This is a genomic window from Microbacterium sp. Se63.02b (assembly GCF_014171575.1).
GTDB lineage: Bacteria > Actinomycetota > Actinomycetes > Actinomycetales > Microbacteriaceae > Microbacterium.
The window spans coordinates 2520434-2546081 of record NZ_CP050453.1; the positions used below are offsets into that span (position 1 = coordinate 2520434).

Annotated in this window: 27 protein-coding genes and 1 pseudogene; 16 read left to right on the forward strand and 12 right to left on the reverse strand. The window is 65.1% G+C overall.

Annotated elements, in window-relative coordinates; translation table 11 throughout:
- Positions 1-201: 201 nt before the first annotated feature.
- Positions 202-1383 (reverse strand): tyrosine-type recombinase/integrase, encoded by a 1182-nt coding sequence (locus G4G29_RS12370; RefSeq protein WP_183150330.1) that lies wholly within the window; start codon positions 1381-1383, stop codon positions 202-204.
- A gap of 442 nt (positions 1384-1825) precedes the next feature.
- Here G4G29_RS12370 and G4G29_RS12375 point away from each other — a divergent pair, with 442 nt between their 5' ends.
- Both G4G29_RS12375 and G4G29_RS12380 read left to right on the forward strand, forming a co-directional pair.
- Positions 1826-2566, forward strand: coding sequence for a hypothetical protein (locus tag G4G29_RS12375; protein WP_183150331.1), 741 nt, complete (start codon positions 1826-1828; stop codon positions 2564-2566).
- A gap of 78 nt (positions 2567-2644) precedes the next feature.
- Positions 2645-3457, forward strand: a complete 813-nt coding sequence (locus G4G29_RS12380) for a GIY-YIG nuclease family protein (protein ID WP_183150332.1) — start codon at positions 2645-2647, stop codon at positions 3455-3457.
- A gap of 27 nt (positions 3458-3484) precedes the next feature.
- On the opposite strand, the gene G4G29_RS12385 is transcribed toward G4G29_RS12380, so the two are convergent.
- The 8 genes and pseudogenes from G4G29_RS12385 to G4G29_RS12415 form a co-directional block, all read right to left on the reverse strand.
- Positions 3485-5464: an ATP-binding protein gene (locus tag G4G29_RS12385; RefSeq protein WP_244631986.1), complete on the reverse strand. Its 1980-nt coding sequence runs from the start codon at positions 5462-5464 to the stop codon at positions 3485-3487.
- Between the two features lie 1193 nt (positions 5465-6657).
- A complete protein-coding gene (locus G4G29_RS12390) occupies positions 6658-7266 on the reverse strand; it encodes a HAMP domain-containing sensor histidine kinase (protein WP_183150334.1) in 609 nt (202 codons plus the stop codon).
- A 5-nt stretch (positions 7267-7271) separates the two neighbouring features.
- Positions 7272-7865: a hypothetical protein gene (locus G4G29_RS12395; RefSeq protein ID WP_183150335.1), complete on the reverse strand. Its 594-nt coding sequence runs from the start codon at positions 7863-7865 to the stop codon at positions 7272-7274.
- Positions 7866-7876: 11 nt separating this feature from the next.
- A complete protein-coding gene (locus tag G4G29_RS22170; RefSeq protein ID WP_244632594.1) occupies positions 7877-8092 on the reverse strand; it encodes a winged helix-turn-helix domain-containing protein in 216 nt (71 codons plus the stop codon).
- 232 nt (positions 8093-8324) lie between these two features.
- Positions 8325-8582, reverse strand: a pseudogene (locus G4G29_RS24060) (response regulator); the annotation flags it as partial.
- Positions 8579-9325: an FAD:protein FMN transferase gene (locus G4G29_RS12405; RefSeq protein ID WP_210274173.1), complete on the reverse strand. Its 747-nt coding sequence runs from the start codon at positions 9323-9325 to the stop codon at positions 8579-8581. The pseudogene G4G29_RS24060 and the gene G4G29_RS12405, both read right to left, overlap by 4 nt.
- Before the next feature lie 14 nt (positions 9326-9339).
- Entirely contained in the window at positions 9340-9876 is a 537-nt protein-coding gene (locus G4G29_RS12410) for an FMN-binding protein (protein WP_183150337.1), read from the reverse strand.
- Entirely contained in the window at positions 9873-11297 is a 1425-nt protein-coding gene (locus tag G4G29_RS12415; protein WP_244631988.1) for a ferredoxin reductase family protein, read from the reverse strand. Before G4G29_RS12415 ends, G4G29_RS12410 begins: the two co-directional genes overlap by 4 nt.
- 139 nt (positions 11298-11436) lie before the next feature.
- Between G4G29_RS12415 and G4G29_RS12420 the strand changes: the two genes are divergently transcribed.
- From G4G29_RS12420 to G4G29_RS12430, 3 genes are all read left to right on the forward strand, one after another.
- Positions 11437-12171 carry a VIT family protein gene (locus tag G4G29_RS12420; RefSeq protein ID WP_183150338.1) on the forward strand — a complete coding sequence of 245 codons (735 nt, stop codon included), beginning with the start codon at positions 11437-11439 and terminating at the stop codon, positions 12169-12171.
- Between the two features lie 103 nt (positions 12172-12274).
- The gene (locus tag G4G29_RS12425; protein WP_183150339.1) at positions 12275-12811 is read left to right on the forward strand and encodes a DUF2231 domain-containing protein; all 537 of its coding nucleotides are present in this window, start codon (positions 12275-12277) and stop codon (positions 12809-12811) included.
- Positions 12812-13042: 231 nt separating this feature from the next.
- Positions 13043-13927 carry a DMT family transporter gene (locus G4G29_RS12430; RefSeq protein ID WP_183150340.1) on the forward strand — a complete coding sequence of 295 codons (885 nt, stop codon included), beginning with the start codon at positions 13043-13045 and terminating at the stop codon, positions 13925-13927.
- 41 nt (positions 13928-13968) lie between these two features.
- On the opposite strand, the gene G4G29_RS12435 is transcribed toward G4G29_RS12430, so the two are convergent.
- Positions 13969-14424, reverse strand: coding sequence for a TetR/AcrR family transcriptional regulator (locus G4G29_RS12435; protein ID WP_183150341.1), 456 nt, complete (start codon positions 14422-14424; stop codon positions 13969-13971).
- Between G4G29_RS12435 and G4G29_RS12440 the strand changes: the two genes are divergently transcribed.
- Positions 14374-15045: an SDR family NAD(P)-dependent oxidoreductase gene (locus tag G4G29_RS12440; RefSeq protein ID WP_183150342.1), complete on the forward strand. Its 672-nt coding sequence runs from the start codon at positions 14374-14376 to the stop codon at positions 15043-15045. The two genes, G4G29_RS12435 and G4G29_RS12440, sit on opposite strands and share 51 nt — an antisense overlap.
- Before the next feature lie 136 nt (positions 15046-15181).
- On the opposite strand, the gene G4G29_RS12445 is transcribed toward G4G29_RS12440, so the two are convergent.
- The gene (locus tag G4G29_RS12445) at positions 15182-15733 is read right to left on the reverse strand and encodes an XRE family transcriptional regulator (protein WP_183150343.1); all 552 of its coding nucleotides are present in this window, start codon (positions 15731-15733) and stop codon (positions 15182-15184) included.
- 135 nt (positions 15734-15868) lie between these two features.
- Here G4G29_RS12445 and G4G29_RS12450 point away from each other — a divergent pair, with 135 nt between their 5' ends.
- The gene (locus G4G29_RS12450) at positions 15869-16984 is read left to right on the forward strand and encodes a pyridoxal phosphate-dependent aminotransferase (protein ID WP_244632595.1); all 1116 of its coding nucleotides are present in this window, start codon (positions 15869-15871) and stop codon (positions 16982-16984) included.
- The gene (locus G4G29_RS12455; RefSeq protein ID WP_183150345.1) at positions 16981-17457 is read left to right on the forward strand and encodes a RidA family protein; all 477 of its coding nucleotides are present in this window, start codon (positions 16981-16983) and stop codon (positions 17455-17457) included. Before G4G29_RS12450 ends, G4G29_RS12455 begins: the two co-directional genes overlap by 4 nt.
- A 225-nt stretch (positions 17458-17682) precedes the next feature.
- On the opposite strand, the gene G4G29_RS12460 is transcribed toward G4G29_RS12455, so the two are convergent.
- Complete coding sequence (locus G4G29_RS12460) at positions 17683-18633, reverse strand: LysR family transcriptional regulator (protein ID WP_244632596.1); 951 nt, start codon at positions 18631-18633, stop codon at positions 17683-17685.
- A 125-nt stretch (positions 18634-18758) separates the two neighbouring features.
- Between G4G29_RS12460 and G4G29_RS12465 the strand changes: the two genes are divergently transcribed.
- The 8 genes from G4G29_RS12465 to G4G29_RS12500 all read left to right on the forward strand — a co-directional run bounded on the left by G4G29_RS12465 (position 18759) and on the right by G4G29_RS12500 (position 25610).
- A complete protein-coding gene (locus tag G4G29_RS12465) occupies positions 18759-19979 on the forward strand; it encodes a cysteine desulfurase-like protein (RefSeq protein ID WP_183150347.1) in 1221 nt (406 codons plus the stop codon).
- Between the two features lie 18 nt (positions 19980-19997).
- Positions 19998-20945, forward strand: a complete 948-nt coding sequence (locus G4G29_RS12470; protein ID WP_183150348.1) for a cyclase family protein — start codon at positions 19998-20000, stop codon at positions 20943-20945.
- A gap of 114 nt (positions 20946-21059) precedes the next feature.
- Entirely contained in the window at positions 21060-21452 is a 393-nt protein-coding gene (locus G4G29_RS12475) for a DUF2000 domain-containing protein (protein WP_244631990.1), read from the forward strand.
- 116 nt (positions 21453-21568) lie between these two features.
- Positions 21569-22048: a YbaK/EbsC family protein gene (locus tag G4G29_RS12480; RefSeq protein ID WP_183150350.1), complete on the forward strand. Its 480-nt coding sequence runs from the start codon at positions 21569-21571 to the stop codon at positions 22046-22048.
- An 83-nt stretch (positions 22049-22131) separates the two neighbouring features.
- On the forward strand, positions 22132-22503 hold the full coding sequence (locus tag G4G29_RS12485) for a cupin domain-containing protein (RefSeq protein ID WP_183150351.1): 372 nt from the start codon (positions 22132-22134) through the stop codon (positions 22501-22503).
- 184 nt (positions 22504-22687) lie between these two features.
- Positions 22688-23254 (forward strand): recombinase family protein, encoded by a 567-nt coding sequence (locus G4G29_RS12490; RefSeq protein WP_047253623.1) that lies wholly within the window; start codon positions 22688-22690, stop codon positions 23252-23254.
- Positions 23255-23263: 9 nt separating this feature from the next.
- Entirely contained in the window at positions 23264-24700 is a 1437-nt protein-coding gene (locus tag G4G29_RS12495) for a Mu transposase C-terminal domain-containing protein (protein WP_153244274.1), read from the forward strand.
- 124 nt (positions 24701-24824) lie between these two features.
- On the forward strand, positions 24825-25610 hold the full coding sequence (locus tag G4G29_RS12500) for an AAA family ATPase (RefSeq protein WP_227991656.1): 786 nt from the start codon (positions 24825-24827) through the stop codon (positions 25608-25610).
- Positions 25611-25648: the final 38 nt, after the last annotated feature.

Below are 25648 nucleotides of genomic sequence, written 5' to 3' on the forward strand. Positions count from 1 at the left end.
TCGTCTCTCTGCACGCGCGTGGAGGGTCCTAGAACCAAGCGGGCAGCGGGTTAGTGCGGAAGCGCTTCATCCGGATGATCACGTCGAGCGCATAAATGGCGTTTCGCTCATTCTCCTTTGTGCCCTCCATGGTGAGGCAACGAACACGCCGTTCTCGCTCCGAGATGAGTCGAAAGCGCACGACCCACCGGAGCAGCTATCTCAGCTCGCCTTCCCGAACGCCTGCTCCAGGAACTCGGCGGTAGCTGGGTTCACGGTTTCGTTGCGGCGGATGTAGTGCTCCCTGGTGATCGCGGGGTCGCTGTGGCCGAGGAGCTCGGAGGCGAGCTGGAGTCCACCGATGTCGTTGATCGCGGTGGCAGCGGTGCGACGGAACCGGTGCGGGGTGACGTCCTCGATACCGGCTTGCTCCATGACGTCACGGAGCTGGCGGCGCACGTTGTTCGTCGTATGTGGTGTCCCGACACGAGTGGCGAATAGCAAAGTCTCCGGGCCGACGAAACGCAGGCTGCGGACCCGAGCACGGACTGCGCGCAGCGCGAACCCCGGGAGCGCGACACGACGGACCGATCGTGCGGTCTTCGGGTGATCCTGTCGATGTGTAGGTTCGCCCTTGCGGCTGACGATCGTCCCCGCAATACGGACCATCGGTACGGGTGCGTCGAGGTCGAGGTCGGTGAGGCGAATCGCGAGGACTTCGCCAATGCGGGCGGATGTGCCAAGCATGGCCTCGACGATCTGGCCGAGCTGCCCGTCGGGGCGGGGTCCGGCGAGGATGGGCCGCTTCTCCCAGTCGCGGATCGCGGTACGGATCGACGTGATCTCGTCCCAGGTGAACACGTCGGGGCTGCGGGTGGGCCTGCGCAGGCGTGAGACGTGGTCCATCGGGTTGCGTGGCAGAATTTCGTGCCGGACGGCGAGTCCGAGGGCGAGGCGAAGAACGACGCGGGCTTGGCGGGCACGGTTGTAACTCTGCTTCGCGAGTTGCTTGAGGAAGTAGTCGCAACGGGCCACGCCAATTTCACGGAGTGTGACGTTCTGAAAGTACGGAAGGACGAGGGTGCGCATGTTCCGCTCGTACAGCAACCGGGTCGTTCGGGAGAGCCGGTCTTCGAGGTCCATGTCATCGAGCCAGTAGGAAACGAGCGAGGGAAAGGAACTGTCGGCACTCATCCCGGAAAACCCCGGATGGAAAAGATCTCGTTCAGCGAGCTTCTTCTTCAACGCCCGGACAGCAGCGGGGCGCGTGTCCGCGGTGGTCTGAACATGGCGGCTCTTGCGGTCCCAGTCCCGGTAGCGGGTCCGCGCGACGTAACGGCTTCCGTTCGTCTGGGCGGTGGTGATCGCGCCGAAAGTACCTATTGGAGTGCGCGGTCTAACCACCAGCCACCGCCGTCACTGTCGTCGTTCCCGAATGGTGCGGGGGATCGAGCTCGCTGGGAAGTTGTATTGCGTGCATCCGTCAAGTCTGGGCTGCTCCCCCGGGCCGTTGCGAAACTGGGATGCTGGCAGACGGACACGCGCATCGTTCTTGTAACCGCGATCGCGAGGAGTACGAGGCTCCACGGTCCGAAGCGGAGGAAGTTGACTACGTTCCACGGGGCGAGGCAGAGCCAATTGCTCTAGTCCGGCTCGAGGAGTCCTCGCGCTAAAGTCGTCCGTCGACGGCGCTAATCCCTCGATCGCCAGTGCACGGCGGACGGACGAGCTCATCGCGATGGAGGAGGGAAGGACGGCGGGAGCTACTGTCGAGAGCGAATCGAGACGGCCGCCCGCCCGCGTGACGAGCGGCCACAATGTCAGACCTATATGAGAACATCTCGCCATGACTGAACTTGCGTACATGGTCCGTGAAGACTGGGGCCAGCACGGAACCGCCATGGTGTCGCAGAGCGCCGTGATTCGTGAGTGGCTTGGTGAAGCGCCCTATCTCTTCGCTGTGACAGATGTGAAGAAGTTCAGCTATGACGACCGGAGCGCCGATGTTGAAGCGGCCGAGTTTATTGCCCCCGCAGCAGGTGATCGCAAGGTCTTCAGCATCAGCGAGCTTTCCCGGCTCGATCGCGAGGACAAGGTCATAGACCATACCGCCGTTGTGTTGCATCCGTTCGAGCAGCGTGAGCTTGAGACCGTGCGCCGCGCTGTGGAAGCGGACTTGGTGGGAAGGTTGTTCGTCTTAATCTGGTCTCGACACGACATGGTGCGGATCTGGCTCGACGGGCTCGGGGCGACGAACCTGCACGCGGGCGAGAGCGTCGCGCCTGCCGATTCCCTAATGCTGGCTGCCGCCGAGATGATGCGGAACGAGGATTACAACGGGCTCAGTTCCAGTCGCGGTAAGGATGCTGTCGTGCAGCTCATTCGTGCGTTCGCAGCCGAAGGGTATCCGGTGGAGCCCGCCCCCTGGCTGCGCGCCTATTTCGCGGTTGGTGGTAGCTTCCGCCACGCCGAGTCGATCGAAAAGCTTGTCAAGGAGATGAAGGCCGGCACGCGGCATCGGGTGAAGCCGCGCTACCGTGACAACATCGTCGAGATCATCCGCGAGCAGGTCACCGCGAAGCGATAGCTTCGCCATGAGTAGACCATCACCGCCAAATCTGACCGTATGGGCGGTCGACGTTGAGGAAGCAGGAGCGATTCACCAATGGCGCTAACTCTCGGACCGCTGCTGCTCGACGCGGGAATCGACCCAGCTCGGGCTCTCGTGATTCGCCATGCCTTTGCGCAGGAGTCTGAGGAGAGCGGCCTGACGGGACTTCACGCGGACTCGACGCATGCGGAGATTCTCGAATACACGCGCAACCAATCCGCGGACACGAAGCGATTCCCGGCCGTACCGCCGGGCATGTGGGTGGTCTTCATCAAGGAAGGCGGCGACCAGGCGCGACTTTGGTCGGTCGTCGAGAACCGCAGTGAAATCGCGAACAATGGGATCATCCGAACGTTCGACGTGGTTGAGTCCGAGTTAATGGCGGACCTGCGAAACCGGCTAGTGATCGGGTGGCGATCCCCCCGCACCTGGCGAATTAACGCGACCACCGCAGCGAGCTATCCCGTCGTAGGAATTGCAGATGCCGAGCCGATCCCCTTCCCAGGTTTCGACCGGCTCGTCCTGAGTCATGCGCGGCTGCAAGCGGTGATGCGTGAGCACCGCTACGCGTCGTGGCGTACGGCGTTGGCTTCGGTCGTCGGCATATACCTCATCACCGACACTGACGACGGGCGTCACTATGTCGGCAAGGCGGATGGTGCAGAGAGCATTCGTCAGCGCTGGAACGCGTACGCGACGAACGGTCACGGAGGGAACGTCGAACTACGCAGGCTGGACCCGTCCAGCTTCCGGTTCTCGCTGCTGCGCGTGTTCGACCCGTCGACGCCCACTCGGGACATCGATGCGGCTGAAAGTCACTTCAAGGACGCTCTCGACAGTCGCCGACACGGCTTGAACCGAAACTAGGCATCACGTCCAACCGAACCGGCCCAGCTAGCTATCGCCGCCGCGGGGCTCCTCGTCAGCGGCCAAATTATCCGGGATCAACTCCGAATATTCCTCACGGATGAATGCCAGGCCCTCGGCGAGCGAGGGGTCGAACTCGAGAGAGCTGGTCACGAAGTCCAAGCGTCTCTTGTTCTCATCGATGATGTCTCGCCAGCGGCGCACGTACGCTCGCACGGTCGGACGGCCGGGCTTTTTGTCGGGTTCGAAGACCAGTCCAAGTTCGCGGTCGGATCCGATGATCGAGTTGTCCATGACACTGTCGTAGTCGGTGACCACGAGGATGACTTCCCAAACCGAGCGGTCGCTCGCGAACGCGGCGTTGTCGGCGACGACGTTGATGTAGTCCTCGATCTGGTTCCGCTCGGTGCGTCCAGCAGTGATGCCCGGCGCCTTCAGTTCGATCACGAGATGACGGATTCGGTCGTGTTCCTTTGCCTTGACGGCGAGGTGGAGATCTATTCGTCCACTCTTGCCGTCCCATCGTTTGACGGGCTCGGCTTTGCCTGTCGGCAAGCCTTCGAGCTTGAGGTGCGTCCGCAGCATCTGTGTGAGCCCTCGCTCACTGTTCATGAAGTGGTATTCCTCGCCGAAGATCCAGAGCTCGTGCTCGAGAATCTTGTGGAGGTGGTCGCGTTCGCCAACCTTCTTCGAGTCGTCTGGGTCGAAGAGCAGGTGCTCGAGCCCGGCGAGAAATTTCGTGCGACTTGTCACGAGGTTGGCGGCTCGGATCACACCTGCGAGCGTTGTCTCGCTGAGCAGCTTGGTGAGTGCCTGTCGATCTTGCTCGGTGAGGGCGACGAACTCGCTGACCAGCAGGGCCAAGTTCTCCGGATCAGTCTTCAACGCATCGCGAAGAAGGTTCAGGGTCAGCTGTGCTCCGTCTTTCCGCTTCGGGATCTGCGGCACGAGGGCACTAGACACGATGTCGAAGACAGCTCGCTCGGCCTTGTCGGCTTCAGTCGTAGGCTCCGCCTCGTACGGGTAGATACCCTTCGACTTCCACTCGTCGATTTGATCCCGACGGCGCGAACGACGCCGAGACGCGAAGTGCTCGCGGACCGCAGTCTTGGTGGCACGCCAAACGGCGCCGGCCGGGTCTGGAGCCATCTCGCCGAGTCCGAGCTCCGACAGCGAGTCGACGTCGAAGCCGTTCCAAGTGACGTAGGCCGAGTAGGCCGTCTGGCTCTCGAGTTCGGCTCCCGACATTTCGACGACGAATCGCTCCGCGTCCTCACCGAAGTAGATCGCGCGATGCTTGCCCGTGCGCCATTCGATGATGCGGATTGAGAGCGCAGCGTCCTGGATGACGTCGAGGCCCACTTCGACAGTGGTGTCATCCAAGATCTCGTCGCTCGGGTTGAGCTTCGAGCCGTCGAAGATCACCGTCAGCGAGTCGTCGTTGAGAAGCACTGGGGCGAAGTGAGACGTGAGCGTCGCGAGGGTCGTGTCGCTGAGGAGGGAGTTGAGGCTGCGGTCCTGTTCGTTCAGAGCTGTCACGACCGTGCCGGTCGTCGCCTCGGTCGAAGGTGAAGCTTCCCAACTGAAGGGCTCTGCCCGCTCCTTGGCACCCTCGATGACGACACGTTCTCTCTCGCCGGTCGTGTTGACGCTCTCGCTCGCCCACGTCACCCGTGAGCCGAGCGCGAAGGCGCGCAGGCGACCCTCGCCCAGCTTCCCGTGCAGGCCGCGCTTGTCGTTCTTGGAGCGGCTGGCGAGCGCCTTCCATGACCCGCCAATACGCCCGAACGTGGCTTGCACCTCGTCCGACGTGATTCCGTGACCGTCGTCCTCGACGGTCACACGCTCGATGGCGTCCATATCGGTTCGCGCCAACTGCACTCGAATAGTGTCGGCCTCGGCGTCGATGGCGTTCCACACAAGCTCGACGACCGCGCGAACGGGATCGCGCTCGCGCGCGAGGCGCGTGACTAGATCGCCGCCTGCTGACAGTGGAAGGTCCCTCACCAGACTCACTGTAGGGCCAACGCTCATGCTGAGCCCGTCGACTCAGTCAGTGAAGGGCGGCTCATCGCCCCACATACCGGAGGCGCCGCGATTTCCTGCACCACTGCCTCCGCGGTTCGCCGATACCGACGGGCTCGCGATCCTCGAGGAGTGCGTGGAGCGATAGACAATGCGCTCCCCCACGATCGTGCCCGCGTAGCGTCCCGAAGGGTCGAATACGTAGTCGCCCTTGATTTTGCCCACGTATGTTCCCGAGCGCGCAAACAACTTGTCACCGCTACGTCGAAGCGGACGGCCATTCTTCGTGTATAGGTCTGCCACGGGATCATTGTGCCCGGGACCTCCGACATTGGCCGACGAAGTGGGGAGTCTCGGTGCCACTAACCGAGGAGCAGAAGGAAGCCCGGGCCGCAAAGCGTCGGATGACGGCTGCGCTGAAGGAGGAAGCGCGAGCGAACGCCTCATCCCCCGTCAGCTCGCTACGAACGGCGCTCTCCATGAGGGCGCGCGGCACCCGGCCGGTAACCTCCTCGCCAGCCAACGCGAGAGCTGCATCGAAGAACGCCAAGCGCTCGGGCGGAGTCGCGCGTGCCTGCGGTACGGCGTCGAGCGAACCAGCTTGCTCCGAAACGGTCGGTAGTGATTTTCGGAACGTGAGAGGTTTCGGCACGGCGTGTCGACGTCGCCGCGCTGTGGACTTGATCGGTAAGTGGCGGTGTTCTGTGATCGCTCATTGGCGTGGTCGGGCGCGAAACCGTCTCGCATCCCATGGCTTTCGAGACGGATAGGTTACGAGACATGTGACCGACACTGTGAATCGCAGCGCTAGATGGCCGCGTTTTCACAGCACTATTTGGCACGCCGACACCTTGGCGGATCGCACCCAGATTGGGTTTACCCGATTCGGATAAACCCGGCTAGACCTCATAAGGCTGATTGGAATCGTGCCCGTAGGCCGATCCTTCAACGGGCACTTGGTTCTGCCCAGCTCCGTTGATGCCCGTATGACCACCGTCTTACGGGCGGTCGGATCGACAAAAAGCATCGTGAAATACGGGACAACGGTCCTACGCCTTTGCTGCTCAGAAATATGGTCGGCCGTCATGCCGCCCTTTTCGTTCTCCGGTCAGATTCAGGTTTCGATCCGGGATGTCTGAAGGGACATAGTGTCGTCATCCGATAGCGGAGTGCAGCTATGCCGGTCCGAGCGGGAATATGCACGTTACGGATGCGCCGGTGCTCGGTTGTTCGATAGTGACTGTACCGCGGTGGCGCTGGACGATTTCCGCGACTATTGCCAATCCGAGTCCGTAGTGGCGTGTGGTGCTGTCGACGTTCCGGCTGCTGACGAAGCGGTCAAAGGCTGTCGACGCGACCTCTGATGAGAATCCCGGCCCGTCGTCCGTCACGCGTACGATTGCATTCCCGTTCGACGCCGAGACGGTGACCGTCACCGCGGTGCGGGCGTGGTCAAGCGCGTTGGTCGACAGGGCGATCACCAGGCGCAGCAGAGCGGCGCGCGACCCGGGGATGATGATGGGTTCCGGGTCGCCCGCGCGGGCGAGGGAGATGCCACGCCGTCCTGCGTCGTCGCGGAGAAGCCCGACCGCATTCTCGGCGACAGTCACGAGGTCAACCGGGGTCGGTTCGACCACGGTTCGCGGGTCGGCGGCGATCAGGAGGTCTTCGAGAATCTCGGTGAGCGTCCGGGTATCGGTGACGATCTCGTCGACGGAGGCGGTGACGTCTGCGGGGAGCTCATCGCCGCCTCGGCGTTTCAATAATTGCGCCCGCGTGCTCAACAGGGTCAGTGGTGTGCGGAGTTCGTGGCTGGCGTCGGCGACGAAGCGGCGCTGCAGGGCGAGCGCCTCGGCCAGGGGCTGATGGCGCGGCGGGCCATCAGGTAGGCGGTGGCGAAGGCGAGCATGGCCGCGACGAGCCCGCCAGCGATCAGCGCGGTCGCGAGCCGGCCCAGCTCTTCGGAGCTCTCGTGCAGGTCGAGCGCGACCTGGACGAACCGGTCGTGGCTGCGGTCCCCGGTGGCCGAGGTGGTGAGGAGGAGGTAGTCGCGCCCGTCGACAGAGCGCTGCTCCTGCACGTCTTCGCCGCCGGCCGCTACCGACTGGATGGCCGCGGTGTCGAGCAATCCCTCCGGTAGGTCATCGGAGGAGATGAGTTGGCCCCCGGTGCGCGTGTCGACCAGGGAGAGGTAGGTGCCGCTCGGCGCATCCTGGGGCGAGTCGAGCCGAGTGGCCGCGACAAGTGCCCGCTGGTTCGATTCGGTCACGCTCGTGCTGACGATCAGGTAGACGAGCGTGCCGACGATCGCCAGGATGATTAACAGGAGGGCGGTGAATTGTGCGGTGAGCCGCAGCGACGCGCCTCTCAGGTCGTCGCCCATGCGCAGCGCTCTCACGGCAGCGGCCCGAGCCGGTACCCGATACCGCGAACCGTCTTGACGCTGTCGCGGCCGAGCTTCTTTCGCAGGTAGTGCACGTAGGTATCGACCACGCCGGGGTCGTCGGCGTCGGGGAACACGCTCGCGAGCAGGCTGTTCCGTTCGAACACCTGGTTCGGCCGGCGGGCGAGCCGTTCGAGAAGCTGCGACTCGCGCTCTGAGAGGGTCACGTTCTCGCCCTCTCGCGTCGTCACGGTACGACTCGCCGTATCGAGCGACCCGCTCACTAGTGCCAGAACCGGCACTGTGCTGCTGTGTCGGCGGAGTAGGGCGCGGATGCGGGCGAGCAGCTCGTCGATGTCGAAGGGTTTGGCGAGGTAGTCCTCCGCGCCCCGGTCGAGGCCCCTCTACGCGGTCGGCCGGGTTGCCGAGCGCCGAGAGCACGAGGGCTGGGGTCAGGATGCCGCGGCTCCGGAGACGGGTCAGCACGTCCAGCCCCTCCATCACCGGCAGCCCCCGGTCGAGCACGAGGGCATCGAACTCGTGCGTCAGGCCTTCGTGCAGGGCGCGCTGGCCGTCTCGGGCGAGCACGGTGTCGTAGCCCTCGGCTGCGAGCAGCTGCTCGAGCATCTGTGCCAGGCGCGCGTCGTCTTCGACGAGCAGAATACGTGCGCGCTCCGGCATGCTCGAAGTATAGGGAGAAGAGGGCGCGATGGTCATGCCGGCGTGAGCCCCTGGGCGCTATGCAGCCCTGGTGTCGCAGTGAGGTGCCCCGCGTAGTCGACGGTGATCGCCTCGATGTCGAAGCGGTTGAGCAGGTCCGGGCAGCGCTCGGGCCCGCCCGCGACGAGGGCGGTGGCGAGCACATCCGCGGTGACGATGTCGCCGGCGAGCACGGTCACCTGTCGGTAGCGCTGCAGCGCGCGGGGGTCGCCGGTGCGCCAGATGTGCTCGCCCCGCTCGGCGGTGCCCGAGGTGGCCAGGGCGATGCGCCTGCCGACGAGCTCGACGGCGCAGAGCAGCGCGCCCCGGTCATCGGGGTCGACGACGCCGGCGCGCCAGGGCAGGCCTTCGAGAGTGCCCCGGGTGAGGATGTCGCCGCCGGTCACGAGCATCCAGTCGGCTTCGCCGGACGAGTCGAGAACCCGTGCCGCCGCTTCCATAGCCTTCGCCTTGACGGTGCCAGAGAGGTCGATCACGCCGTCGGGGCGGTGGGGTGTGAATGCGCCGTCGGTGCTGCGCGACCAGTCAAGGGCCTCAGCGTACGCCTCGCGCAGCTCAGCACCGGTCCGGGTCAACGGCAGCTCCCCGCGGGCCACTCGGCTGATCTCGGAGTCGGGCCGATAGAGACTGAACCGCTCGTCGAAGGCGCGGAACGCCCCCTCGACCCCGTCGAGAACGGATACTGGGGCGGTCGCGCCGGCGAAGCGCAGACTCACCGTCGTGCCCATTGTGTCGAACACGTGCATGCCCACGGTTAGAGTCCGGCCTGGTCGAGGGCCGACTGGAGCGAGCTGAGGTAGGCGTCGCTGGTGTAGGTGGCGCCCGAGACGCCCTGCACATTCGCCGACTGCGCCGCCAGTACCTCTTGGCGCAGCACCGGCGCGGCCCGGTTGCTGATCGACACCGAGCGCTGATCTTTGTCGGTGAGCTGTAGCGCGGTGACATCGGTGATGCTGCCGTTCGCGACGGTGACTTGCACCTGCACGGCGCCGAAACGGGTCTGCACGGAGGTGCCGGTGAACGTGCCCGACGCGCCGTCCGATGCCGGGGCTGCGGCACTCTCGCTGCCGTTGGTGGCGGTTGGGGTGGGCGCCGGGGTGGCTGCCGCGGATGGCGTTGATCCGCCGCGCGGAGTCGCGGTCGTGGTGGGATCCGACGTCACGGAGCTGGCCGTCGTGGGGGCCGCCGCATCGGGAGCCGTCGAGGTCTGGCCCTGGGTGCCGAGCTGCCACCCCACGGTTAGCACGGCCGCCGACGACAGGATGCTGAGGGCCAGTGCGCGCGCCCTCACCAGTCGAACCTCTCGACGTGGATCTGGTCCTCGGGCAGCCCGGCCGCCCGGGCGTCGCGGATTACCAGATCGGCCCACGATTGCGGCCCGCACACGTAAAGGTCGGAGTTCAGCAGCTCAGGGAAAACCGTACCGATCGTGACCCCGTGGGCGAGTGACTCGGCTGACATCCAGGTGGCGAGGCCATGGGGTCGCGGGCCCATCATCGAGAAGACCGTATTGCCGCGCATGCTGCGGAGGGCGCCGACCTCGTTCCACAGGAAGCTCTGCGAGGGGTCGCTGCCGCGCAGCAGCACGGTGGCCTCGCCGGGGCGCAGCGTCGAGTGCTCGAGCATCGAGCGGATCGGCGTGATGCCGATACCCGCCGCGACCACGGACAGCTTCGGGGCCACCCGGTGCGCCTCGGTGAACACGCCGTAGGGGCCCTCGATCGACACCCGGGTGCCGGGGCGCACACGGGAGATCGCCGCGCTGCCGCTGCCGAGGTCGCGCACAGTGAGGCGCGCCGACGACGCCGTAGGAACCGCCGAGAAGGAGATCGGATGGGCGTGCCACCAGGTGGTGCTCGTCCAGAACCGCCAGATCGCGTACTGCCCGCCTGTCGTCTGCAGGCGGTCAAGGTCCCGCCCGGTGAGGTGGATCGAGACGACGCCGGGGGCGACCTGCTCGACACCGGTGACCCGGATTCCGTGGCGGGCACTGCGCAGCGCGGGCACCGCGAAGCGGAACATGGCGATGGCGCCAAACGCAAGGACGTATAGCGCGATCCAATAGACCCGCTGCACGGTGCCGTCGGCGAGCACGCCGCCGGCGCTCAGCTGATGCGGCAGCGCCACGAACACGGCCGCGTAGCTCAGCAGGTGGATGAGGTGCCAGACCTCGTATGAGAAGCGCCGCCGCACCGCGACGACCGAGGTGACCACGACGGTGATGAGCAGTCCCAGCCCGAGGTAGGCGAGCGCCATGTCTGGGCCCTGGAACAGGCTGATGGTCTCGGTGACGACGTTCGACCCGTCGGCCATCGCGGAGCCGACGGTGAGCAGCGCACCGTGGGCGAGGATCAGGTACAGCGCGGGCTTGCCGAGCTGCCGGTGGAACGCCATCGCGGTGTCCTGCCCGACCACCCGGTCGATCGCCGGGATCCGAGCGGCGAGCACGAGCATCACCAGGATGAGATCGGTGCCGACCAGGCCGGTCACGATGCCCGCGGCGGTCAGTGCGGTACCGAGGTCGCTGACGGTGTTCAGGCCGCCGTAGGCGAGCCACAAGGTCACGGCGGCGGCGACCGATGCCCAGACGAGGGCGATCATCGCGTCGGCCGTGCGCATCCGTCGCCGGCCGCGGATGCGCCGGGTGCGGTCGACCGGGTCGATTGTGCGGCGGGTGCGCACGGGGACGGTGGGTGCCGTTCTGAGAGTCATCGTGTTCTCGATTCGGGTGAGTGTCTTCTACCCTCCCTACAATCGTCCTGAATTCTTCCAGATTTCTTAGCCGAAATTCCCCGGGTCGCTTAGCCTCACCAACGTTGAAGTGCCGGGACATCGGTGCTTGAGTGAGCGCATGTCGACCGATGGATACACCGAACCCCCGCTACACGCCAACGAACCTCACCGGGGAGGCATCGCGCAGCGCCTCAACTGGCTGCGCGCCGGCGTACTGGGGGCCAACGACGGTATCGTCTCGGTGGCGGCGATCGTCGTGGGCGTCGCCGGAGCCACGAGCTCGACCGGTCCCATCCTCACCGCGGGCGTGGCGGGCTTGGTCGGCGGCGCAATCTCGATGGCGCTCGGGGAGTATGTGTCAGTCAGCAGCCAGAGCGACAGCGAGAAGGCCCTCATCGCGAAAGAGCGCGCCGAGCTGCGCGACATGCCCGCCGAGGAGCTCGACGAGCTCACAGCCCTGTACCGAGCCAAGGGCCTGAGCGAGAGCACTGCTAGCCAGGTGGCCATTGAGCTCACCGAGCACGACGCCCTAGCGGCGCACCTCTCGATCGAACTCAACATCGACCAAGACGATGTGGTGAGCCCCTGGCATGCGGCGGCGTCGTCGGCGGCGGCTTTCACCATCGGGGCAATCCTGCCAATGCTCGCCATCCTGCTTCCCCCGGCGGACTGGCGCATCCCCGTGACCTTCGTCGCCGTTCTCCTGGCTCTCGCGGTCACCGGCACGCTGTCGGCTACAATCGGCGGCAGCTCACGGCTGCGGGCCACGCTGCGAGTCGTCATCGGAGGAGCGCTGGCACTCGCGGCGACCTACGGGGTGGGGGTGCTCCTAGGAGCATCCGGAGTCGTCTGACTCCTCGGCCGTGAGGTATCGACGGGGCGTGACGGGTAAGCCCCGTCCGCGGCTCATGGCCGCTTCAAAGAATTCTGGAAGAATTCTTGCCCAGCCTTGAATCATGTTCGACACATTCTTTGGGCTTCCCCTGCATCCGTTCATCGTGCACGCGACAGAGGTGATCGTTCCGCTTGCTGCGGTCCTCGTCGTCTTGACGGCAGTCTGGCCCCGATGCCGTCGGTGGGCGGGATATCTGCCGCTCGGCGCCTCGCTGGTCGCGCTCGTTCTCGTTCCCCTCTCAACACAATCGGGCGAGCGACTCGAGGCTCGTGTTGGTGAGAACGATCTCATCGAAACTCACGCCAACCTGGCCGACGGACTCTTACCCTGGGTCATCGGTCTCGTCGTCGTAGCGGCCGCGCTGCTGTGGTGGAACATCCGGGAGAAGCGCGCGCGGCTCACAGCATCCGAGGAGGTTAAACCGTCGGTAGCTTCACGGCCTGGCCCCCGGTGGGCGCCAATCGTGCTGCTCGTTCTCGCCCTAGTGGTCTCGGGAGGAACGACCGTGCAAGCCATTCTCATCGGCCACAGCGGCGCCGCGGCTGTCTGGACCGAAGACATGAGCACGCCGACATCGGGAGGCGATGAATCAGACTGAGGTACCACGGCCTCGGACACAGAAAACCCGTCAGAATTGGTGCCCGATAGACGGTCGGTCACCGCGCGGCCCAAAGGCCAAATGGCGGCCACGCTGTGAATGCCGTCAAAAAGTGGCGGTGTTATCGCGCCGGTAAGTGTCAGCTCCGAGCTGGGGCGAGCTGACCGATGGGTACTGTCTCCTGACCCGAGGGAGGGCGGTTCCGTGGTGGGCTGCCGTAGGCTCCGAGCCATGCATTTGATCGCGTTGGGATGTCTGGCTATGGGCGTGGCGAGCGCGATTATTGGGGCAATGATCGGTGCCGACACCGTGTTCCTCTACATGTTTGTTGCGTTCTTCTGCGCGTCCGTCGCTGGTCAGTTGGCGCATCGGGTTCGCTCAGGACGGCTCTGGCCGGCTATCCCGTGGCGTGAGGTCGTCACCCTGAACTTGGCTACGCTCATGACGTTCGGGGCTTTCTATCTGGCGCTGGTTTGGATCCCTGCTTCCCTCGTTGCAGGGATCGAAGCGGCGTTTGCACCCTTAATCACACTGTTCATCGGCCTACGAGTTCGCAGGCGGGTTCCGGCGCTCACCTGGGTGCTTGCACTCGGTGTTCTCGCATGCTCGATTGCGTTCGGTGCGGCTCAGAATCAGGCCCTGGCCATCCCGGGACCTCAATACATCACGGGAGTAGCCCTGGCGCTGACAGCCGGGGCAGGGATGGCGGTCCTCGCCTTGGTTTCTCATCGGCTCGGGAAGCGTGGCGTGAGTGCGGCGAGCATCCTAGCCGTGCGCTATCACTTGGCCTACGTGGTCGCGCTTCTCCTGGCCCTTCGGGAGAACCCACTCAAAGTTGGTCTTCCAGACCTTCTGGGGTCGCTGGTTTGGATGGTCCCTCTCGGGATCGCGGCGGTTGTGCTGCCGCTCTTTCTCATCCAGTCGGGAATGATGCGCACGGACCCAACGTTGACGACGGTGATGATGGCCGGGCTGCCCGCTATCAGCTTCCTCACCGAGGCCATCCTCTTGGGCTCACGCACGACGGTCGCGTCATGGGCACTGTTGGTGTTGTTGGTCGCGCTCATCGGCACGTACGGGGTCATAGATGTGAGGCGCACTCAACCGCGCCTGTAGGAATTACGGTCGTCGTCGACAGAGCGCGCTGAGACTGGCGCCTAGGTTGCAGGGCCAGAGAGCGCACCGTAGACGAGGTCGATGACGATGTCCGGGTCGAGGGCCGCAGTGCATGGATGTTCACTCACTACTTCGGTTAGGAGTGCCGCTGCGGACGCGCGTCGATCTGCGATGAATCGGTCCCGGAGGGCGGTGGCAAGCTCGGGATCATGCTGGCTCGCCGCAACGAGGGCGACGAAGGGCCTGCGTGCGTTCGGCTCGTTCATCAATGCAGCGACTCGGTGCACCTGGGTGCGGAAGCGCTCTAACGCTGAACCGCTGGACGGGGCCCGGAGCTTCTGGCTGGTGTTCTTGCTCACTCCTGCTCGGATGGCGATCTGGTCGACGGTGAGCGCGGGAAGTCCCCCATCCGTCAGCAGTTCGCGGGCGGCACTCGCGTCAGCCTCGTGCAGTTCGACGTCACACAGTCCGACGAGGTGCAGGCCGGCGTCGACCACGCGGTGTCCTTATTCGGCGGGGTGGATGTGGTTGTCAACAGCGCGGAGCGCGGGTCCTTCGGTTCATCGGAGGAGACGCCGGATGCTGAGGTGAGAGAGCTGTTTGAGGTCAACTTCTTCGGCTCGCTTAACGTGATCCGCGCGGTCCTGCCAGTGTTGCGCCACCAGCGAGGCGGTCACGTGGCGCAGATCTCGTCGTTGGCTAGGGTTGCACCGCCTGCACCTGGCCTGGCGTCCTACTCCGCGTCGAAGTTCGCCGTTGAGGGGTTTGCGGAGGTGCTCGCGAAGGAGGTCGCGCATCTCGGTATCGGCGTGACGATCGTCGAGCCTGGCGACTTCCGTACGGGCTTCGGTGGTGCGCTGCGCGTGACCCCACCGGCGTTGCCGGACTATGCGGCGAGTGTCGGACGACCGGCGCAGGCGTTTGCGCAGATGGAACCGGCCGCCCTGGGCGATCCGGACAGGGCGGCGGTCGCGATCGTGGATGCGATCACCAGCGGTGACGCTCCGCTTCGCCTGCCGCTAGGAAAGGATGCGATCGACGGCATCGGATCCAAGCTCCGCGGCCAGCTTTCCGACCTGCAGGTTTGGGCCGCAGCATGTCGTCACATGTCGTCGTAGTGGGTCGACCGGCCATCGACCGCATGTCAGCGCAGGTCGTACCCCTCGTCCCGAGAGGCGAGAGGCGAGAACGGCCCGTCAGCCGCCATCCGGCGCGACGGCATGTCGGCGACGGTGCAACCGGACGCATCGTCCCTTAAGACTCGTGGACTCTGTCGGGCATGGCATACCGCATGACGAGGATTGCCGAAGACTTTTCGGCAATACCCCGGTACAAGTGAGGGCGATCGCCCTCGAAGCGATGGCTCTCGGTCGATCGGAGGTGCACGGTGTCGCCCTCGACGCCCACTTCGACGTGGCCGGTGATTACGGTCAGGACCTCGACGACGCCCGGAGCGTGGGAAAGCGAGTGACGTGTCTCCTGACTGATCGTCAATCGGTAGACCTCGACGAGCGCGGCGGCGTCGGCCCACCGATCAACGAGCAGCGCGTCGACGCTCTGGCCCGACGCGTGAATAGCGTCGGGTGCCCCCCGGCCAGGTGCATCGTCATCGACAAGCAGCTTGCTCAGGGGCAGGCCCAGACATGTTGCGATGGCGAACAAAGTGTCCAATGTGGGGTTCCTGAGCCCACGTTCGAGCTCTGACAGCGTGCCCTTGCCGAGACCCGTGGCGGACGCCAGCGAGCCGAGCGAGATTCGACGCGCGACGCGCGTGCTGCGGATGCGGGCGCCGACGGCCGCGGCCATCGTCTGACTCGCGCCACCGGGGCTGGGCTCTTGCGCTGAGGGCACGATCCGAGTGTACTGTTCCACAAACAGAACGAAGGAGTCACCGTGCCGGTAAGCCGACTACAGCACATCCCTGGGATCGGCGTGGATGTCATGGGGGACCGAGCGGATGCGTCGGCCGACGGCTCGTTGCTCCGACTAGAGAATCTCGACACCGACATCCGCCCCCCAGCCATCTCGCTGTCGCGCACGATCGAGGCCATTGGAGAGGACAGCGCCAATAGCTACTTGCCATTTCAAGGGGCGGTCGGCCTGCGGGTAGCGGCGGCTGCACACGTCGGACGCGCCGCGGGCCGCTCCTACGAGCCGACCACAGAGTGCGTCGTCACGGCAGGAGGCCTCAACGGCGTCCTCAACACGCTGCTCGCCGTCGTGGAACCGGGCGACGAGGTCGTGATCGTCGATCCCATCTACGCCGGCCTCATCAACCGCATCCGACTCGCTGGGGGCGTCCCGCGCTTCGTGCCCCTTGAAGCGACAAGCATCGGCTGGCGGCTCGACCCCGAGCGCCTGGCAGCAGCAGTCACCGACCGGACGGCTGCAGTTCTCATGATGTCGCCCGCGATGCCGACCGGTTCGGTGCTCGGCCGCGCCCACTGGGTCGCGCTGGCTCGAGCACTCGACCGATCCCGAGCGTGGCTCATTTACGACGCCGCAATGGAGCGCATTCGCTTCGACGATGCAGAGCACGTGCACCCCGCACGAGTGCCGGGACTCGCGCACCGCACAATCACGGTCGGCGCGGCGTCGAAAGAGCTGCGGATGATCGGATGGCGCATCGGCTGGGTAGTTGGCCCTGCCGAGATCGTCCACGACGTTAACCTCGTCGGGCTTAGCAACGTCGTGTGCCCCGTGGGAATTGCCCAGGAGGCCGTCGCCGCAGCCCTCACCGCACCGACGGCCGATGCCGACATGGCCCGCGCAACCTCGATCTGGAAGCGCCGAAGAGATCTGATCCTGCAGGAGCTCGACGGCTACGCAGTCATCCCACCCGACGGCGGGTGGTCCATGCTCATCGACGTCACCGCCCTCGATCTCTCCGCGGACACGGCAGTCAACCGCCTCTTCACGCGCGGTCGCATCGCAGCCACGCCCATGACGGGCTGGGGGCCCGCGGGCGAACGCTACGTGCGATTCGTGTTCGCCAATGAACCCATCGAGCGCCTCGGAGATCTCCGCACCCGCGTCGACGCGGCATGGGTGCGATGACCGCGCTCGCTCGAGTGCCCGGCCAGCTGCCCGCGTTCCCCGGCGCCATCACCCGCGCGGGCGTGATCTACGCCTCCGGCTGCGTCGACCCGGATGCGCTCCGAGGCGAATCGCGCGACGCTGAGCAGCAAGCGACGTGCGCCCTTCGGGTGTTGCTAACGACGATCCAGCAGGCCGGCGGTGATGCCGGCACGGTCCTCAGGGTCCAGGCTTTTCTCTCATCCAGCGTGGGCCTTGCCGCATGGGCGCAGGCGTTCGAAGCATGCTGGCCAGGCGCAGCTCCCACCAGGACGACCCACATCACCAACCTCGCGCTTCCCAGCCTCATGATTGAAGTCCAAGCCATCGCCGCCATCCACGAACCCTCCGATGGTTCAGAGCGGCTGACTAGACGAGGGCGCTTCGTGCACAGGATCCCACCTGTCGGTCCGGACCAGATCATCAGCGGCGACCGCTTGCGTGGCGCTGCATGACCGAACGAGTGTTCCGTTACAGAACCTGGCGGTTGCCATGGAGCAGCACCTGTCGAGCAGCGCCCGCAGGGTGCGCGATGCTCTCACAGCTTCGGCGGGTCGGAAGGGACCAGCATGTGACAAGACGCTTGGTACCGCCGCGTTGTTGCGCCCGCTGGCGACGCACCAGATCGCACCGCTCTAGGCGAGGACTCTGGAGAATCCGAGCCCCGAGGCTTTGCCTAGTCAGAGCCCAATCGGCTCCCTGAGCGACTCCGCGCTGAAGTCGTTCGCGTCGGATGCGGCCTCCTGCAGCAGATCGAGAAACTGGTAAAGGACGGCTGGTTCGAAGGTGGGGCGCGTTGCGACGAAGATCTCTCGGTAGAGCTCTTGCGACCGGGGCACGTCGATGATGCTGATCCGCTCGCCGCGCTGCAGTCCTGCGCGCACTACGGTCGCCGGGAGCAAGCTGACCGCCAATCCACTCGACACCAAGGTCATCGAGCAGTTCGGATCGGAGGTCTCAAACGAGATCCGAGGGTCGAAGCCCTGACCTTCCGCCCATTGCAGCAGCAGCCGCCGGTCACCGAGCGTCCGGTCGCCGATCGACCAGTCGCTCGCCTGGCAGTCGACGAACGAACGCCGCTCGGCGCTGCACGCGACGACCAGCATCGACTCTCGGGCGACCACTCGCGTGGAGAGCGCCTCGGACGGACGGGGGTCGTCGGTCTTGAGGTAGCGGTATCCCAGCAGCATGTCGAGGGCGCCCGAGTGGATAAGCGGCAACGCATCCGGCGTCTCCATCTCGCGCATCGATAGCGTCGGCAGCAGCCCCTCGAGGCGAAGTGCGTCCAGCACCTGGGGCAGTAAGTATTGGATCGCGGTCGCGTACGTGCCTAAGATCAACGTCGGCGCGTCGAGCTGCCCGACGGCGCGGGTGACGTCGCCAAACTCCGCGTGGGCCTGCAGCAGCGGCTTCGCCGCAGCATGGACAGCACGCCCCGCAGCGGTGAGCGCGATCCGGCTGCCAGGCTTCCTGACGAGCAATTGCGTGCCCAGCTGTCCCTCCAGGCCTTTGATTTGCTGGGTCACCGCCGATGCGACATAGCCGAGCTCAGCGGCCGCGGCCGCCATCGAGCCGTGCTCGACGACGGCGACATACGTACGAATCACCTTCGGGTCCCAGGATGGGTTCATCACACGTGAACTCTACCTTCTCGAAAGATCGCGGTGCGGTTACGTGTGCACGACCCAGGATGGAGTGGCAGACCTCTCCCGGGGAGGTGCGAGCGCCAGACGACGCAGCGATGAGGAGCACTCCGATGACCACGGACTCACCCACCTACGACATCGAACGACTGCGAGCGCAGTTCCCATCGCTCGATGCCGGCACCGCCTACTTCGACAGCCCCGGGGGAACCCAGACCCCAGCCAGCGTCGGCGAAGCCCTTCGGGCCACCCTCTCCCGCCCCCTCTCGAACCGCGGACACGTCACGGGGGCAGAGCGCAACGCATCTGCGATCGTCGCGAGCGCACGAGCAGCTATGGGCGACTTTCTCAACGTCGCCGACGACGCGGTCATCTTCGGTCGGAGCGCGACGTCGCTGACGTTCGACCTCGCGCGAACGATCTCGCGATCGTGGGGGCCATCCGACGAGGTCATCGTCACTCGACTCGATCACAACGCGAACGTGGCGCCGTGGCTACTGGCAGCCCGCACATCCGGAGCCATGGTGCGTTGGGTGGACTTCGACCCGTCGTCGGCCGAGCTCGACACCGCCGCGGTGGAGGCGCAGCTCTCGAGCAGCACACGCCTCGTGGCGATCACCGCCGCCTCGAACGTCGTCGGCACGCAACCGGACATCCCGGCGATCGCGAGGGCAGCACACGCGGTCGGAGCACTGGTGTTCGTCGACGGCGTGCATTACGCAGCGCACGCCGTCGTCGACGTCCAGGCGCTCGGAGCCGACTTCTTCACGTGCTCGCCGTACAAGTTCCTCGGCCCCCACCTCGGCGTCGTCGCTGGCCGACCCGAGATCCTCGAGCAGCTGTCGCCCGACAAGCTGCTTGTCTCACCCGACACCATCCCTGAGCGCTTCGAGCTCGGCACGCTGCCCTACGAGCTGCTGAGCGGCTGCACGGCGGCCGTTGACTTCCTGGCGCAGATCGCCCCCAGGGGCGAGACCCGTCGCAAGCAGCTTGAGGCATCGATGAGCGCCATCCACCGCCACGAGTCTGCGCTTCGCGTCGCGCTCGAGGAAGGGCTGCACGCCATGCCGCAGCTGACGATCCACTCTCGCGCTGCGCGCCGCACGCCCACCCTCCTCGTCTCACTGGCCGACGGTCGGGCGCGAGCTATGGCCGAGTTCCTCGCCGCGCAGGACATCAACGCGCCGGCCGGTCACTTCTACGCCGTCGACGCCTCGCGTCGGCTGGGCCTCGGGGACGACGGGGGCCTGAGGATCGGCCTCGCGCCCTACAACCATCGCGGAGACGTCGACCGCCTGCTCAACGCCGCGGCCGACTTCCTCACTGCCGCCTGACCGATCCGAAGGGCTGTCATGACCGACGATCTTCCCGCTTACGCAGAGCAACCGAACGAGTGGGGACGGTGGGGCGCAGAGGACGAGATCGGCAGGGCGAACCTCCTCGACGCCCAGCGCGTGCTGGCCTCCGCTCAGTCGATCGTGACTGGCGAGCGGTTCAGCTTGGCGCTGCCCATCGGCTCCCCGGGTGGCGACCCGCGCCTGCCGGGGCGCGGCGGGGCGCGGCACACCATGACGCAGTCCGCACTCGACTACGTCGACGGTCGCGCGCACCCCCTAGCTGGCGGCATGCAGTATGCGGACGACCGGATCGACGTCGCGTGCCACGGCACCACCCACATGGACGCGCTTGACCACGCGTTCGCCGCTGACACAAGTTGGAACGGCCGCACTGCGGATTCCGATGCGGACGGAGTGCACGGTGCCGACATCGCGGCGCTCTCCAGGAAGGGGATCGTCGGACGTGCCGTGCTCGTCGATCTCGCACGGGCGCGCGGCGTCGACGTCGTGCCGATGCACACCTCGATCACCGTTGCCGACATTCAGCACGCGCTCGCGCTGCAGCGGGTGGCGCTGAAGCCCGGCGACACGCTACTACTCCGCACAGGGATCTTCACCATGTTCTATGACGAGGGTCCTGCGCGCTTCTACGACGACTTCGCAGAACCCGGCCTCGTCTACGAACCCCGAACCGTAGAGTTCTTCCGCGAGCATGACCTCGCTGGTCTCGGAAGCGACACCATCTGCAACGAGGAGGCGCACAGCAGCACGACGCCCGCCGCGTTCCCGCTGCACGTGCTCCTGCAGCGGAATCTGGGCGTCATCTTCCACGAGGCGCTGTGGCTCGAGGACCTTGCCGCCTATTGCGCCTCGGAGCAGCGGTACTCGTCGTTCTACATCGCGGCCCCGCTGCATATCGTCGGCGGCTCTGGCGCACCGATGAACCCCATCGCGATCATGTAAGCGCGTTCCTTGACAGTCAGAAAACGAGGGAGAACACCCATGCAAGGCTCCATTGATCTACGACATCAGGAAACTCCAGCCGATTTTGCAGCGTCCATACGACCAGCAAACAAGGTGGTTGTCATCCTGCTGGAGGAACTTGCCTCGTGGCAAGAGCTGAATGTGACCTCTTTCTTGATCAGTGGGATAGCGACGTGCGACTCGGGCCTCACGGGCCGACCGTACGAGGACCAAGATGGGAACAGATACCTGCCGATGCTGCGCCAACCAGTCATCGTGATGACGTCAAATGCCAACCACTTGGCGACCATCAGATCGAAGGGGCTGCAGAGGGATCTGTCGATCGCTATCTATACCCGCGAGCTCTTCGCGACGAGCACCGACGAAGCAAACCGCGCAGCGGTCGCAAATGAGTGGGCGGAGCAACTCGACTTGGTAGGTGTCGCAATCTACGGGCCCCGCAACGCTGTCGACCGACTAACTAAGGGAGCCGCCCTCCACGATTGACCGACTAGACGGGCCGCAACACGCCCGTACCCAGCTCTATCTGCCGTCGTGCCAGACCACTTGCACTCGGATACCTGACGGAACTACTGTTCTGTTTACAGAACACGGAGGTTGCAATGGATCAGCCACTGTCGAGCAGTGTCCGCAGAGTGCGCGATGCCCTCGCAGCCTTCGGAGCGTCGGGAGAGGTGCGCGAACTGCCCGGGTCGACCAGGACGGCCGCTGACGCCGCAGTCACGTTGGGCGTCGACGTGGGTGCGATCGCAAATAGCCTGATCTTCCTTGCGGACGGCGAATCGCTCTTGGTGATGACGAGTGGTGCGCATCGGGTTGATGTCGAGGCTCTGGCGGCTCGCCTTCGGGTTGCTCGTATCCGGCGCGCATCTGCCCAACAGGTCCACGCAGCTACAGGACAGGCGATCGGCGGTGTGGCACCGGTCGGTCACCCTGCACCGATCCGAACGGTGGTCGACGAGGGTCTGCGCGCGCATCCGCAGCTGTGGGCCGCGGCTGGTACGCCGCATGCTGTCTTCCCAACCACGTTTGATGAGCTCGTCTCGATGACGGCCGGCGCCGTGCATTCGGTAGAAGCATGAGCCCCAAGTGCGACGCTCCGCTAATCGGGCGCCGCGCTCGGCAGCTACCCCTCTTCTAGACTCACTCACCCAGAAAGGCCATCATGTCTGACTCTGCACACAACCTGCAGGACGCTCTCTCGACAATCAACACGCACTGGCAACCCCGCCGGCTAACGAGCATCAACGACTACGAGCTGAAAGTGGTCAAGATGCAGGGAGAGTTCGTCTGGCATACTCACCCCGCGACCGACGAACTCTTCATGGTGGTTTGTGGCGAGTTGATCATCCAGCTTCGAGATCGCGATGTAGTTCTGCGCCCAAACGACGTGTTCGTCGTACCGAAGGGCGTGGAGCACTGCCCGAAGGCAGTCGAAGAGGTGCACGCGATCCTCTTCGAGCCGACTGGAACGGTCAACACCGGCGACGCCGGTGGTGACCGGACGGCGGAGTTCCTAGATATTGAACCCTCCTGACCGCCTGATCCCGTTCTCACCGCCCCCGAGGATGCGATCGCATTGCTAGGGGAACGAAGACGACGTCCACAATCGACCGTTCATGAGTCATCCGGAATTTTGGTCGGCCAGTTCGGCGAGTCGTGTCTCACGACCCGTGTCAGCAATCTATGTAAAACAAGCGGCGTTCACGTTACACTGAGGCATGGCCACGATCGGTTACGCCCGAGTCTCAACCCGAGACCAGAATCCCGACGGCCAAACGGATGCGCTCAATGCGGCGGGCTGCGACAAGATTTTCGTCGAGCACGCATCCGGCACCCTGGCGAAACGGCCGGCACTGACGGAAGCCCTCGGATATCTGCGCGAGGGAGACTCGCTCGTCGTGACGAAACTTGACCGGCTCGGCCGGTCGGTGAGAAACCTCAAACAGGTCGCGGACGAATTGCAACAGCGCGGGGTCGGTTTGAAGGCACTCTCGCAGGGCATCGACACGACGACGCCGGGAGGTCGCCTGTTCTTCCACATGCTCGCTGCGATCGCGGAGTTCGAACACGACCTCATCGTCGAACGCACCCACGACGGCCTCGCGGCCGCCCGCGCCCGGGGCCGAAAGGGCGGCCCGAAGTTCAAGATGACGCCAACGAAGATCCGGCAGGCCCGGGCGATGTACGACGAGGGCGGCCACACCGTCCAAGAGATTGCCGACACGTTCGGAGTGTCCCGGCCCACGATCTACCGGCACCTGGCCGAGCACGTCGAGCGGGCCTAACGAGGAATCATGGCGCACCTCAGCGACCGGCAGAAAGCCGAGCTTGTGCGCCAACACCAGGACGGGGTGCCCTGGACGCTGCTCGCGGCGCACTCCGGTGTCGCGGTGCGGACCTTGCAACGATGGGCCGCTCGGATGGAAACGGGACAGCTCTCACGGGCACCTCGCAGCGATAAGGGTTCGAGGCGCATCGACGCCGAGCTGGTGAAGGCGATTGAGGCGCTTGCTGTGCGGCGACCCGCGCCGACGATCGCGTATATCCACCGCCGCATCGGTGATATCACCAGGGGCCGAGGACTATCCGTCCCGGGGTACACCACGGTCCGCGAAATCGTGCACGCGCTCGACCCGGGCCTGACTGCTCTCGCGGACGGCGGGGACGCGGCCTATCGAGACAAGTTCGAGCTGGTCTACCGCCGCACAACCTCTGCGCCGAATGAACAGTGGCAGATGGACCACACTCTGCTCGATGTGATGATTCTCGATGACCGGCAGCAGGCCGTCCGCCCCTGGCTCACGATCGTGCTCGACGACTACTCACGAGCGATCGCGGGCTACGCGGTCAGCGTCTCAGCACCCACGGCCGAGCATTCCGCATTGGCGTTCCACCAGGCCATTACTCGGAAACGAAACCCGAAGTGGGTGGTGTCGGGCCTCCCGGACATCCTCTACAGCGATCACGGGTCCGACTTCACCTCGACCAGGATCGAACACGTGTGCCTCGACGTGCACGTGCGCTTGATTCATTCACGGATCGGCGTCCCGCAGGGACGCGGCAAGATCGAACGGTTCTACCGAACGATCACGACCGAGCTGCTGCCGCACCTACCCGGCTTCATCCCGCACGGCACCGGTGGATCGCCCATCACCGAACCCAGGTTGACCTTGCACCAGCTCGACGACGTTCTCGAGCGATTCATCGTCGACGAATACAACGAACGCATCCACTCATCGACGGGCGCTGCCCCGCACGAGCGATGGCGCAGCGACAGTTTCATCCCTCGAACACCCGCCCGCCCGGAAGACATCAATCTGCTTCTACTCACCGCAGCGACAACCCGCCGTGTGCAACGCGACGGGATCCGTTTCGCATCCACCCGATACATCTCACCAGTCCTCGCCGCATACGTCGGCGAAGACGTCACGGTGCGATACGACCCCCGCGACCTCGGAGAGATACGAATCTTCCACGACAACGCATTCCTCTGCCGCGCAATTGCCCCCGAGCGCTCCTCGGAAACCGTCTCTTTTGCTGATCTGCAAACCGCGAGGAACGCGCGGCGTCGCGCCCTGAAGCAGCAACTCCGCGAGCTCACCGCTCATGCGGGTTCCCTTCCCGAAGACACGCGCCACCAACCCTTGATCGCAACGATGCTCGACAGCACACCTGACCATCTCGCGACACCTCCCACGCGACACGGATTAAGGACCTACGCCAGTGACTGATCCAGACGCTAAGCCCCAGTCTCTTCTCTTCACGCCTGACGATGACGGACGCCGATTCCTCAACGGTCATTTCGACGAGTTCACCGATGCACCCCCGCCCCGCGCAGATACCTTGCCCACATTCGTGACCACACGTGAGCACCGACGCTTCGCCGAGTTCGCAGACACCGTCCGATCCCACCGCTACATCGGACTCTGCTACGGACCACCCGGCGTCGGCAAGACACGCTCCGCACGCAACTACGCCGGCACCGACGAATGGGAGCAGTGGTACCCGCTCTCCCGCAGCAAAGGCGCACTGCCACCCGTGCCCGAAGCGGTACAACGAAGCCGCACGGCGTTCTTCACACCCACCGTCGCCGCGTCCATCAAACAGATTGATCAAGGCCTGCCCCGGGCATGCCAGCACATCTCCTGGGCCATCGACTACGCCCAGCACGGGCACGTTGATCCTTTCGTGCACGCCGAGTCCCAACACAGCGGGAACACCGAACTGCTCATCATCGACGAAGCCGACCGACTCAAAACCGCCGGCCTCGAACAAGTCCGCGACTTCTACGACCGCCACCGGATGGGCGTCATCCTCATCGGCATGCCCGGCATCGAAAAACGGCTCGCCCGCTACCCCCAGCTATACAGCCGCATCGGGTTCGCTCACGAGTACCGGGCGCTACGCAGTGACGAGCTCACGGCCGTCGTCGCGCAGCGCCTCCCGGACCCCGACCCAGACGACTCCGGTCTCGCACACACCGCAGCTCTCGCCGCAATAGTCCGGGCCACCAACGGAAACTTCCGCCTCGCCGACAGGCTCGTCACCCAGATCAACCGCATACTCGACATCAATAGGCAGACGCACCTCATCCCTGAGGCCGTCGACGCTGCCCAAGAAGCGCTCCTCATCGGACGATAAGCGACGCGGTAAACACGACATTTTCTGGCGCAAGTCAC